The sequence below is a fragment of the Saccharothrix stipae genome (assembly GCF_054781895.1).
On record NZ_BAAGTN010000008.1, the window covers coordinates 684,163 to 696,681 of the forward strand.

Consider the following 12,519-nt stretch of genomic DNA (forward strand, 5'->3'; position numbering starts at 1 on the left):
GCTCGGTCGCCCGGAAGTCGACCGCTCGCGCCTGATTTCCCGGCGATCGAAAAGCGTGATCGCCGGGAAATGAGTCGCGAACGGTCGACGCGACCTCGCGTGGTGGGGCCGTTCGTCGGGCCGCGCGACCAGGGTGGGAGACCGACCGGCGGATCATCCGGCGGCCGGTCTTCCGGTTTCCTGCTAATTCACCTCTCGGACGGCGCCGGTGGAGGCGTCGGTGGTCATGCGGGCGTAGGCGCGCAGGGCGGCGGTGACCGGGCGGATGCGGTCGGTCGGTTGCCACGGGCGTTCCGAGGCCTCCATCTTGGCCCGCCGCTCGGCCAGCACCGACTCGTCCACCAGCAGCTCCAACCGCCGCTCGTGGATGTCGATGACGATCCGGTCGCCGTCCTGGACCAGGCCGATCACGCCACCGCCCGCCGCCTCCGGTGAGACGTGGCCGATCGACAGGCCCGACGTGCCGCCGGAGAACCGGCCGTCGGTGATCAACGCGCACTTGCGGCCCAGGCCCGCGCCCTTGAGGAACGCGGTGGGGTGCAGCATCTCCTGCATGCCCGGCCCGCCCGCCGGACCCTCGTAGCGGACCACGAGGACGTCACCGGGCTGGATCTCCTTCTTCAGGATCGCCGAGACGGCCTCCTCCTGGGACTCCACCACCCGCGCCGGCCCCTCGAAGTGCCACAGCTCCTCGTCGATGCCCGCCGCCTTGATCACCGCGCCGCGCTCGGCCAGGTTGCCCCGCAGCACGGCCAGTCCGCCGTCCTTGGTGTAGGCGTGGGCGACGTCGCGGATGCAGCCGCCGGCCGCGTCCGTGTCGAGCTTCGACCACCGGTTGGACGTGGAGAACGCCTCCGTCGTGCGCACGCCGCCGGGCGCGGCGTGGAACAGCTCGACGGCCCGCCGGGAGGGCGACGCGGCGCGCACGTCCCACTCGCCCAGCCACGACGCGATGTCCGGGCTGTGCACGGTGTGCACGTCCTCGTTGAGCAGGCCCGCCCGCCACAGCTCGCCCAGCAGGGCCGGGATGCCGCCCGCCCGGTGGACGTCCTCCATGTGGTAGTCCGAGTTCGGCGACACCTTCGACAGGCACGGCACGCGCCGGCTCAGCGCGTCGATGTCGGCCAGCGTGAAGTCGACCTCGCCCTCCCGCGCGGCGGCGAGGATGTGCAGCACGGTGTTCGTGGAGCCGCCCATCGCCATGTCCAGCGCCATGGCGTTCTCGAACGCCTTGCGGTTCGCGATCGAGCGCGGCAGCACCGACTCGTCGTCCTGCTCGTAGTACCGCTTGCACAGGTCCACGACCGTGCGGCCGGCCTCGGCGAACAGCTCGCGGCGCGCGGCGTGCGTGGCCAGCGTGGAGCCGTTGCCCGGCAGCGCCAGGCCCAGCGCCTCGGTGAGGCAGTTCATCGAGTTCGCGGTGAACATGCCGGAGCACGAGCCGCAGGTCGGGCACGCCGACCGCTCCACCTCGGCCAGGCCGGCCTCGTCCACGTCCGGCGACGCGGACGCGGAGATCGCGGTGATCAGGTCGGTCGGCGCGACGGCGACGCCGTCCACCACGACCGCCTTGCCCGCCTCCATCGGCCCGCCGGAGACGAACACCACCGGGATGTCGAGCCGCATCGCCGCGTTGAGCATGCCCGGCGTGATCTTGTCGCAGTTGGAGATGCACACGATCGCGTCGGCCTGGTGCGCGTTGACCATGTACTCGACCGAGTCGGCGATGATCTCCCGCGACGGCAGCGAGTACAGCATCCCGCTGTGCCCCATGGCGATGCCGTCGTCCACCGCGATCGTGTGGAACTCGCGCGGCACCCCGCCCGCCTCGCGGATCGCCTCGGCCACGATGTCCCCGAGGTCGCGCAGGTGCACGTGCCCCGGCACGAACTGCGTGTAGGAGTTGGCGATGGCCACGATCGGCTTGCCGAAATCGCTGTCGGTCATGCCGGTCGCGCGCCAGAGCGCGCGTGCGCCCGCGGCGTTGCGGCCGTGGGTGGTGGTGCGGGAACGGAGCGGTGGCACGGCTCCTCCAGAAGTCTTTGCCAAACGGTTCGCGTACGACGCGCGCGGGGTGTTGGGCGCGGAGGTGGGGAGCGGTGCCTCAGAGATTACCCCGCCGCAGCGCGCCGGCGACCAGCACGGCGGCGAGCGCGAGCGTGATGACGTGCACGGCCGTGCACCACAGGCAGATCTTCCCGATCAGCAGGAACTCGGCGGCCACCAGGTACACCACGAACAGCACGCCGACGCCGACGGCCGCCAGCCGCGCCCAGTGCCACACCTGGCCGCGCCAGGCGAACGGCAGGCACGCGACGGTCAGGAACGCGAAGAACGCGAGCCCCAGCACCGCGACCGGGATGCCGAGCAGCTCGGACTGCTCGCTGGTGGTCACCGTGCCGCAGTCGATCACCTCGCCCTCGGCGCACAGCAGCGCGCCCGCGGTGAAGTGCGCGATCGTGAGGTAGGCCGAGACGGCCAGGCCCGCCAGGGACAGCACCAGGCTGACGACGGGCACCCACCCGAGGGTCCGCGTGTTCGAACTCACTCCGGTGACTTTACGGGCGGCGGCGTTGTGTCCTCGTCAGGCTCGGCGGGTTCGTCAGCCGCCGCCGCGGCCGTCGGATCGGCCACCCGGCCCCCGCTGACCTGCGACAACACCGGCAGGTGCGCGGCGCGGACGGCGGGCAGCCGCACCAGCGAGTCGTCCGCGAGCACCGCCGACAACCACCCCTTCGGTACCACCTTGATCGCCTTCACGTCCGACCACGGCACGACCCGCTCGCCGAACGTGCCCCGCGCCACGATCCGCTCGCCGTCCACGGTCGTCCGGTTGCGCAACACCCACCACGCGAACGCCGCCGGGAGCAGGTAGAGGACCTGGAGACCGGGAACGCCCCAGGCCACGGGCGTCGCGCAGATGGCGGCGGACCCGGCGGCGAACAGGGCCGGGGTGGGGATGCGGAACACGACTTTCGGCACCCCCCAGATGCTGCCACCTCCTCGTCCGAGCGGGTGACGCCGACCCGCTCCCACGCACGCGGAGGGGTCCACGATCCGGGAGTGCCGTCCCGCACAGTTGACGCTCCACCGCCTTGACGGTTAACGTCAGCCCCATGCAGCGCAACCTCGTTCTCGTACTTCCCAGGCGCGTCGACGCCTAGGCATTCGAGCTTGCGTCGACGCGCGACCCTCGTGCGACCCGTTCGGGTTGGCGAGGGTTTTTTCGTGCCCGGACCGTGCATTCTCCTTACCCACGAGGCAGACAGATGACCAGCGCAACCTCGCGACCGGCTCCCGGAGAGTCGTCGTCGCCCCGCCCTGGACCGCGGCCGAAACCGGCCCCGCCGAGCGGCGCTCCCATCCGCGTGACCGGCGCCCAGTCCCTCGTCCGCTCCCTTGAGGCAGTGGGCTGCGAGGTGGTCTTCGGCATTCCCGGCGGCACGATCCTGCCTGCCTACGACCCGCTCCTCGACTCCACCAAGGTGCGCCACATCCTGGTCCGCCACGAGCAGGGCGCGGGCCACGCCGCGACCGGGTACGCGCAGGCCACCGGCAAGGTCGGGGTCTGCATGGCGACCTCAGGCCCCGGTGCGACCAACCTCGTCACGCCCCTCGCGGACGCCAACATGGACTCCGTCCCGGTGGTCGCCATCACCGGCCAGCAGTCCCGCCCGCTGATCGGCACCGACGCGTTCCAGGAAGCCGACATCTGCGGCATCACGATGCCGATCACCAAGCACAACTTCCTCGTCACCGACGCCGCGGACATCCCGCGCGCCATCGCCGAGGCGTTCCACCTGGCCTCCACCGGCCGACCCGGCCCCGTCCTGGTGGACATCCCCAAGGACGTGCTGCAGGAGATGACCTCGTACTCCTGGCCGCCGGAACTGCGCCTGCCCGGTTACCGGCCGACGACCCGGCCGCACGGCAAGCAGGTGCGCGAGGCCGCGAAGCTGATCGCCGCGGCCCGCCGCCCCGTCCTCTACGTCGGCGGCGGCGTGATCAAGGCCGAGGCGTCGGCCGAGCTGCTGGAGCTGGCCGAGTCCACCGGCATCCCGGTGGTGACCACGCTGATGGCGCGCGGCGCGTTCCCCGACTCGCACCCGCAGCACCTGGGCATGCCCGGCATGCACGGCACGGTCTCGGCGGTCGCCGCGATGCAGAAGTCGGACCTGCTGATCGCCCTCGGCGCGCGGTTCGACGACCGGGTCACCGGGCAGCTGTCCACGTTCGCGCCGGACGCGCAGGTCGTGCACGCCGACATCGACCCGGCCGAGATCTCCAAGAACCGCCGCGCGGACGTCCCGATCGTGGGCGACTGCAAGGAGATCATCGGCGAGCTGCTCGACGCGGTCCGGGTGGAGAAGGAGAACGCGGCGCGCGCGGTCGACCTGACGCCCTGGTGGGACCAGCTCAACGCGCTGCGCGAGACGTTCCCGCTGGGCTACGACTGGCCCGAGGACGGCACGCTGTCGCCGCAGTACGTCATCGAGCGGATCGGCGTGCTGACCCCGGCGGACACCCTGTTCACCGCGGGCGTCGGCCAGCACCAGATGTGGGCCGCGCAGTTCGTGAAGTACGAGACGCCGCGCACGTGGATCAACTCCGGCGGCCTCGGCACGATGGGCTACGCGGTGCCCGCCGCGATGGGCGCCAAGGCCGGCGTGCCGGACGTCCAGGTGTGGGCGATCGACGGCGACGGCTGCTTCCAGATGACCAACCAGGAGCTGGCCACCTGCGCCATCGAGGGCATCCCGATCAAGGTCGCCGTGATCAACAACGGCAACCTGGGCATGGTCCGCCAGTGGCAGACGCTGTTCTACGGCGAGCGCTACTCCAGCACCGACCTGGGCACGCACAAGCACCGCATCCCCGACTTCAAGCTGCTCGCCGAGGCGTACGGCTGCGCCGGCCTGCGCGCCGAGTCGCGCGAGCAGGTCGACTCGGTGATCCAGCAGGCCATGGAGATCAACGACCGGCCCGTCGTCATCGACTTCGTGGTCGGCAAGGACGCCCAGGTCTGGCCCATGGTGGCGGCCGGCACCGGCAACAGCGAGATCATGGCCGCGCGTGGCATCCGCCCGCTGTTCGACGAGGACGAGTGACGAGATGACTAGGCACACCCTGAGCGTTCTGGTCGAGGACAAGCCCGGCGTCCTCGCGCGGGTCGCGGGCCTGTTCTCGCGGCGCGGGTTCAACATCGAGTCGATGGCCGTCGGCCGCACCGAGCACCCGGACATCTCCCGGATGACCATCGTGGTGTCGGTCGAGGAACTGCCGCTGGAGCAGGTCACCAAGCAGCTCAACAAGCTCATCAACGTCATCAAGATCGTCGAGCTGGAGCCCGCCGCGTCCGTGCAGCGGCAGCTCCTGCTCGTCAAGGTGCGCGCCGACGCGACGGTGCGCAGCCAGGTCCTGGAGACGGTGCAGCTCTTCCGCGCGAAGGTCGTCGACGTCTCCCCGGAGGCGGTCACCGTCGAGGCCACCGGCACGTCTGAGAAGCTCGACGCGCTGCTGCGGATGCTGGAGCCCTACGGGCTCCGCGAGATCGTCCAGTCCGGCATGGTCGCCATCGGCCGTGGCGCCCGCTCCATCACCGCGACCGCGGTGCGCTGATTTTCCGGTTCCGAGGAAGGAAGTACCACCAGTGAGCGTCGAGATCTTCTACGACGACGATGCCGACCTGAGCATCATCCAGGGGCGCAAGGTCGCGGTCATCGGCTACGGCAGCCAGGGCCACGCGCACGCGCTGAGCCTGCGCGACTCCGGCGTCGACGTCCGGATCGGCCTCCCCGAGGGCTCGAAGTCCCGTGCCAAGGCGGAGGAGGAGGGCCTGGCCGTCGGCACGCCCGCCGAGGTCTCCGCCGAGGCCGACCTGATCATGATCCTGGCGCCGGACACCGCGCAGCGGCACATCTACGCCAACGACATCGCGCCGAACCTCAAGGACGGCGACGCGGTCTTCTTCGGCCACGGCTTCAACATCCGCTACGGCCTGATCACCGTGCCGTCCAACGTGGACGTGGCGATGGTCGCGCCGAAGGGCCCGGGCCACCTGGTCCGCCGCCAGTTCGTCGACGGCAAGGGCGTGCCCGCGCTCATCGCGGTCGAGCAGGACGCCTCCGGCAACGCGCAGGCGCTCGCGCTGTCCTACGCCAAGGGCATCGGCGGCACGCGCGCGGGCGTCATCAAGACCACGTTCAAGGAGGAGACCGAGACCGACCTGTTCGGTGAGCAGGCGGTCCTCTGCGGTGGCGCGTCCGCGCTGGTGCAGGCCGGTTTCGAGGTGCTGACCGAGGCGGGCTACGCCCCCGAGGTCGCCTACTTCGAGTGCCTGCACGAGCTCAAGCTCATCGTGGACCTCATGTACGAGGGCGGCATCGCCCGCATGCGCTACTCGATCTCCGACACCGCCGAGTACGGCGACCTCACCCGCGGCCCGCGCGTGGTCACGCCGGGGGTCAAGGAGGAGATGCGCAAGATCCTGGGCGAGATCCAGGACGGCACGTTCGCCACCGAGTGGGTGAACGAGGACGACGCCGGCCGCGGCAACTACAAGAAGTTGCAGCAGGAGGGCGAGCAGCACCCGATCGAGGAGGTCGGCAAGAAGCTGCGCGGCCTCATGTCCTGGGTCGACCGACCCATCACCGAAACGGCGTAAGATCAGCGGTTTTTTCGACGGGGCCCGCGGTTTGCGCCGCGGGCCCCGGTATACCTAGGCCCCATGAGCGACAGCGCGCCCATCTACGACGACAAGGCCCACGTCCGGGGCAACCTCGACCTCGGCGGCGCCGAGTGGATCCGCAGCGACGAGGGGGCCGAGGGGGAGGAGGAGCACGTCGAGATCGCGTTCGTCGAGCACACCGACGGCGTGACGTACACGGCGATGCGCAACTCCGCCCACCCCGACGGCCCGGTCCTGGTCTTCACCCCGGCCGAGTGGGAGGCGTTCATCCTCGGCGTCAAGGACGGCGAGTTCGACGAGCCCTGGTGACCGTGCGCGCCCCGCACGCCCCCGCAAGGTCCAAGTAGGACGTGCGTACCGTGTTCCAGCAGGTGAAACGGGGCACCCGGGTGTCAACCGCCGGGCGGGCGCTGACTATGCTCGTTAACAACCCGGACACATTGCCGTGGCCGGCCGGCGCGGGTGACGACCTGCTCGACGGCCCCGCGCTCCCCACCCGTTCACACCTCCGGGAGCGACGTCCGTGACCAAGCCCGTTGTCCTCATCGCCGAGAAGCTCGCACCGTCCGTTCTCGACGTCTTCGGTGATGGCATCGAGGTGCGCCACGTCGACGGCACCGACCGTCCCGCGCTGCTCGAAGCCGTCGCCGACGCCGACGCCCTCCTGGTCCGCTCGGCCACCAAGGTCGACGCCGAGGTGTTCAAGGCCACCACCAAGCTCAAGGTCGTCGCCCGCGCGGGCGTCGGGCTGGACAACGTCGAGGTGCCCGCCGCCACCGAGCGCGGCGTGATGGTGGTCAACGCGCCCACCTCCAACATCGTCAGCGCCGCCGAGCACGCCGTCGCGCTGCTGCTCGCCACCGCGCGCCAGATCCCGGCCGCGCACGCCACGCTGCAGAACCACGAGTGGAAGCGCAGCAAGTTCAACGGCGTCGAGGTGCAGGGCAAGACCGTCGGCGTGGTGGGCCTGGGCAAGATCGGCCAGCTGTTCGCGGCCCGCATCGCCGCCTTCGGCACCGAGCTGATCGCCTACGACCCGTACGTCAGCGCCGCCCGCGCCGCGCAGCTCGGCATCGAGCTGGTGACGCTGGAGGAGCTGCTGGAGCGCGCCGACTTCATCTCCATCCACCTGCCGAAGACCCCGGAGACCAAGGGCCTGATCGGCGCCGCGCAGCTGGCCAAGGCCAAGCGCGGCGTGATCATCGTCAACGCCGCCCGCGGCGGTCTGGTCGACGAGGAGGCGCTGGCCGAGGCCGTGAAGGAGGGCCAGGTCGGCGGCGCGGGCATCGACGTGTTCTCCACCGAGCCCACCACCGAGAGCCCCCTGTTCGGCCTGCCGAACGTCGTGGTCACCCCGCACCTGGGCGCCTCGACCTCGGAGGCGCAGGACCGGGCGGGCACCGACGTGGCCAAGTCGGTGCTGCTCGCCCTGGCAGGCGACTTCGTGCCGGACGCGGTGAACGTGCAGGGCGGCGGCGTGGTCGGCGAGGAGGTCCGCCCGTACCTGCCGCTGGTGCAGAAGCTGGGCACGGTGGTCGCGGCGCTCAGCGCCAAGGCGCCGACCAGCGTCAGCCTGGAGGTGCGCGGCGAGCTGTCCAACGAGGACGTGTCGGTGCTGCCGCTGGCCGCCCTGCGCGGCGTGTTCTCCAGCGTGGTCGAGGAGCAGGTCACCTTCGTCAACGCCCCGGCGCTGGCGAACTCGCTGGGCGTGAGCGTCGACCTGGTCAAGGAGCCGGAGAGCGCCAACCACCGCAGCCTGGTCACGGTGCGCGCGGTGCAGGCCGACGGCGCGGTCATCACGGTGTCGGGCACGCTCACGGGTCTGGACCAGGTCGAGAAGCTGGTCGGCATCAACGGCCGCGGCTTCGACCTGCGCGCCGAGGGCAACGTGCTGCTGCTGGAGTACTCGGACCGGCCGGGCGTGATGGGCACCGTCGGCACCCTGCTGGGCGAGGCCGGCGTGAACGTCGAGGCCGCCCAGATCAGCCAGACCAAGGACGGCGCGGACGCGTTCATGCTGCTGCGCGTGGACCGCCCGGTGGACACCGCGGTGCTCGACCCGATCGGCGCGGCCGTCGGCGCCCGCACGGTGCGCTCGGTCAACTTCGACTGATCGTCGGTCCCTGAAACGGAGTAACGCCGCCGAGGCCTGTCCATGTATATCGCCGCAGGTCTCGGCGGTGTCACAGTTAACCGTTAGTCGTCAAAACTGTGGTTGCCATCACTCGATCGGGCTAAGTGATCCGCTCGACCGAGCGATTAGGTTCCTCGCACGAGGTTGACCCGGTGCCGTAGAGGGCACGGCACCACGCGGGCAGTGCCCCCACTGGAGACGACGCTGCCTGCCCGGTCGAATCCGACCTCGCTTGGGGCACGTTGTGAGCCGATCTCGCGTTGTCGCCAGATCTGCCGTACCGGTGGTGTTGGCCGCGATACTCGTCGCCGGTTCGACCGCCGGTACCGCGCTGGCCGCGGAAGATCCACTCGCGCCGTCCGTCGCGAACGCGCGCGGGCTGGACGCGGGCAAGTTGCAGTTGAAGGTGTCCGACCGGCTGACGGCCGCCACGGGCAAGGTCACCGCGTTCGTGGAGTTGGAGGCCAAGCCGGCCGTCGACGCGTTCGCCGAGAAGACCAGCCAGGGCGCGACCAAGCAGCAGGCCAAGGACGCCGCGAGGGCGACGAAGAACGACACCGGTCGGGTCACCGACCAGGTCGTCGGCGCCCTGCGGGTCGCGGACTCCGCCACCAAGGAGCTGTTCCGCACCGCCAACGGCGTGCCGGGCGTGGTCGTGCAGGCCGACGCCGCGAAGGTGCGCGAGCTGGCGCAGCGCGCGGATGTGAAGTCCGTGCGGACCGTGGTGCCGAAGAAGCGCCAGAACTCCACCGCCGTGCAGCTGACGAACACGCTGAAGGCGTGGCAGGAGTACGGCAAGCTCGGTGACGACACCCGCGTCGGCATCATCGACACGGGCATCGACTACACCCACAGCGACTTCGCGGGCCCCGGCACCATCGAGGCGTTCAAGGCGATCGACGAGACCGTGGTCGACGCCTCCTACTTCCCGACCGCCAAGGTGGTCGGCGGCTACGACTTCGTCGGCAACGCCTACGACGGCGAGAGCGACGACCCGGCGATCAACACCCCGAAGCCGGACCCGAACCCGCTCGACTGCAACGGCCACGGCTCGCACGTCGCCGGCACCGCCGCGGGCTTCGGCGTCAACGCCGACGGCAGCACCTTCAAGGGCGACTACACCAAGCTCACCCCCGCGGCGCTCGACGCGATGCGCATCGGCCCCGGCACCGCGCCGAAGGCCCTGCTGTACGCGCTGAAGGTGTTCGGCTGCGACGGTTCGACCAACGTCACCGCGCAGGCCCTGGACTGGTCGCTCGACCCCGACGGCGACGGCGACTTCTCCGACCACCTCGACGTGGTCAACCTCTCGCTCGGCTCGGACTACGGCGCCCCGGACGACCCGGACAGCCTGTTCGTGCGCAAGCTCAACGCCTCCGGCGTGCTCACCGTGTTCTCCGCGGGCAACGGCGGCGACCTGTACGACATCGGCGGCTCGCCGGGCAGCACCCCCGAGGCGCTGACCGTGGCCAGCACCCGTGACGCGTACGTGCTGCGCGACGCGGTCGAGGTGACCGCCCCGGCCGGTTCGGCGGGCCGCAAGCCCGGCCAGTACAGCGTGGCCTTCGACTACGAGGGCCTGGAGCTCACCGCGCCGGTCGTGGCGATGAGCGACGCCGCCAACAAGGACGGCTGCCTGCCGTTCTCGGCCGCCGACAAGGCCGCCGTGGCGGGCAAGATGGTGTGGCTGGAGTGGGACGACAACGACGCCACGCGTCGCTGCGGCTCGGTCGGCCGGAGCAACAACGCCACCGCCGCGGGCGCCGTCGGCGCGGTGTTCACCTCCACCTTGGAGCACTTCAACGCGGGCATCTCCGGCAACGCGGCGATCCCGGTCTTCCAGTTCACCGGCTCGGCCACCGCGGCGCTGCGCCCGGCGCTGGCCGCGGGCACGCTGGTGGTCCGCCAGGCGGGCGACCTGCGCACCTCGCTGCCCACCTACGACCAGTCCATCAGCGACACGCCGAGCTCGTTCACCTCGCGCGGCGTGCGCGGCCCGGTCGTGAAGCCGGACGTGGCCGCCCCCGGCGACTCCATCGCCTCGGCGCTGGTCGGCTCGGGCAACAAGACGATGGTCAACTCGGGCACGTCGATGGCCGCTCCGCACATCTCCGGCATCGCGGCGCTGGTGCGCCAGGTCCACCCGGACTGGACGCCCGAAGAGGTCAAGGCCGCGGTCATGAACACCGCGGGCCACGACGTGAAGGCCGATGGCAAGATCTTCGCGCCCAACCGCGTCGGCGCCGGCCGCGTCGACGGCAAGGCCGCGGTGGAGAACCAGGTCCTCGCCTACGTGCAGGACGACCCGGGCGCGGTGTCCGCGTCCTTCGGCACGGTCGAGGTGGCCGCGCCGGTCAGCCTCACCAAGACCATCAAGGTGGTCAACAAGTCCACCAAGTGGGTGGACTACACCGTGGGCTACGAGGCGCTGACGCAGATCCCCGGCGTGCGCTACGAGCTGTCCGCGAGCACCGTGCGGCTCAGCCCGCGCGGCATCGCCAAGGTCACCGTCACGCTGAAGATCGACGACCCGGCCGCGCTGCGCAAGACGGTCGACCCGACGATCGAGGCCAACCACCTCGACGTGCCGCGCCAGTACCTGGCCGACGCGTCGGGTCGGGTCGTGCTCACCCCGAAGGCCGGTGCCGCGGTGGCGCTGCGCGTGCCGGTGTACTCCGCGCCGAAGCCGGTGGCCGACATCAACGTGGCCAACAGCGTGCGGGTCAACGGCAAGGGCCAGGGCGTGCTCAACCTGACCGGTCGGGGCGTCAACCAGGGCGCCTACCAGTCCCTGGTGAGCGTGCTGGAGCTGCAGGCGTCCTCGCCGCAGCTGCCGGACTGCCGCCGCAACGTCACCGACAACTGCGTGCTGAACAACACCGCCAAGGGCGGCGACCTGCGCTACGTCGGTGCCGCCACGACCGCGCCGCTGGCCAAGGCGCAGGGCACGCCGGAGAACGCGCTGCTCGCGTTCGGCATCGCGACCTGGGGCAACTGGTACAACCTGGGCAACAACACCATCCCGTTCATCGACATCGACACCAACGGTGACGGTGCGTTCGACTACGAGGTGTACGCGACCAAGCTGACCGACACCGACCTGCTGGTCGCGGCCACGGTGGACCTGAACACGGGCGCCACGGTCGACCTCCAGGGCGTCAACGGCCAGTTCGGCGACGTGGACACGAACGTGTTCGACACGAACGTGGTGGTCCTGCCGGTGCTGCTGTCCGCGTTGGGCATCGACGCGTCGGCGGACACCTCGCGGATCAGCTACCAGGTCGGCGTGGCCGGGTTCTACGTGGCACCGGGCACGACCAACGGCCTGGTCGACTCGATCCCGACCGCGCTGTCGTTCGACCCGCTCAAGCCGGGCATGTGGGTGCAGGGCGGCGGCGACCCCGCGCTGTCCTACCGGGCACGTCCGGCCACCGCGCTGGTGGTCAACCACGACTCGGAGGCCGCGGCGGCCGACGGCGCGGACAGCCTGCTGGTCCTGCACCACCACAACGCCTCGGGTGACAAGGCGGACGTGGTGAGGGTGCGGGCGCAGACGCGGCTGAACCCGGCCGTGCGCCCAGTGGCCTGATCGTCGTGCATCGCTCTGGCCGGTCGGGTTGCCCCGGCCGGCCAGAGCCGTTTACGCACATCGGGTGACGACCGAACGGGGGCACTGAACCGTTCGGGTGTCCCGCAG

At 70.8% G+C, this 12,519-nt stretch carries 9 protein-coding genes; 6 read left to right on the forward strand and 3 right to left on the reverse strand.

Translation table 11 applies throughout. The features are described 5' to 3' along the window. Positions 1–183: 183 nt before the first annotated feature. The 3 genes from ilvD to ACYVLT_RS19995 all read right to left on the reverse strand — a co-directional run bounded on the left by ilvD (position 184) and on the right by ACYVLT_RS19995 (position 2,982). Positions 184–2,025, reverse strand: coding sequence for a dihydroxy-acid dehydratase (gene ilvD, locus ACYVLT_RS19985; RefSeq protein WP_461121703.1), 1,842 nt, complete (start codon positions 2,023–2,025; stop codon positions 184–186). A 79-nt stretch (positions 2,026–2,104) separates the two neighbouring features. Beyond that, positions 2,105–2,548 carry a vitamin K epoxide reductase family protein gene (locus ACYVLT_RS19990; protein WP_461121704.1) on the reverse strand — a complete coding sequence of 148 codons (444 nt, stop codon included), beginning with the start codon at positions 2,546–2,548 and terminating at the stop codon, positions 2,105–2,107. Beyond that, the gene (locus ACYVLT_RS19995; protein ID WP_461121705.1) at positions 2,545–2,982 is read right to left on the reverse strand and encodes a PH domain-containing protein; all 438 of its coding nucleotides are present in this window, start codon (positions 2,980–2,982) and stop codon (positions 2,545–2,547) included. Before ACYVLT_RS19995 ends, ACYVLT_RS19990 begins: the two co-directional genes overlap by 4 nt. Positions 2,983–3,269: 287 nt before the next feature. Here ACYVLT_RS19995 and ACYVLT_RS20000 point away from each other — a divergent pair, with 287 nt between their 5' ends. From ACYVLT_RS20000 to ACYVLT_RS20025, 6 genes are all read left to right on the forward strand, one after another. Beyond that, entirely contained in the window at positions 3,270–5,108 is a 1,839-nt protein-coding gene (locus ACYVLT_RS20000) for an acetolactate synthase large subunit (protein WP_461121706.1), read from the forward strand. A 4-nt stretch (positions 5,109–5,112) separates the two neighbouring features. After that, positions 5,113–5,619 (forward strand): acetolactate synthase small subunit, encoded by a 507-nt coding sequence (ilvN, locus tag ACYVLT_RS20005; RefSeq protein ID WP_360447069.1) that lies wholly within the window; start codon positions 5,113–5,115, stop codon positions 5,617–5,619. Between the two features lie 31 nt (positions 5,620–5,650). Next, a complete protein-coding gene (ilvC, locus tag ACYVLT_RS20010; RefSeq protein WP_360447071.1) occupies positions 5,651–6,664 on the forward strand; it encodes a ketol-acid reductoisomerase in 1,014 nt (337 codons plus the stop codon). 63 nt (positions 6,665–6,727) lie between these two features. Next, positions 6,728–6,997: a DUF397 domain-containing protein gene (locus tag ACYVLT_RS20015; RefSeq protein ID WP_461121707.1), complete on the forward strand. Its 270-nt coding sequence runs from the start codon at positions 6,728–6,730 to the stop codon at positions 6,995–6,997. Between the two features lie 214 nt (positions 6,998–7,211). Further along, positions 7,212–8,801, forward strand: a complete 1,590-nt coding sequence (gene serA / locus ACYVLT_RS20020) for a phosphoglycerate dehydrogenase (RefSeq protein ID WP_461121708.1) — start codon at positions 7,212–7,214, stop codon at positions 8,799–8,801. Positions 8,802–9,066: 265 nt separating this feature from the next. Next, the gene (locus ACYVLT_RS20025) at positions 9,067–12,411 is read left to right on the forward strand and encodes a S8 family serine peptidase (protein ID WP_461121709.1); all 3,345 of its coding nucleotides are present in this window, start codon (positions 9,067–9,069) and stop codon (positions 12,409–12,411) included. Positions 12,412–12,519: the final 108 nt, after the last annotated feature.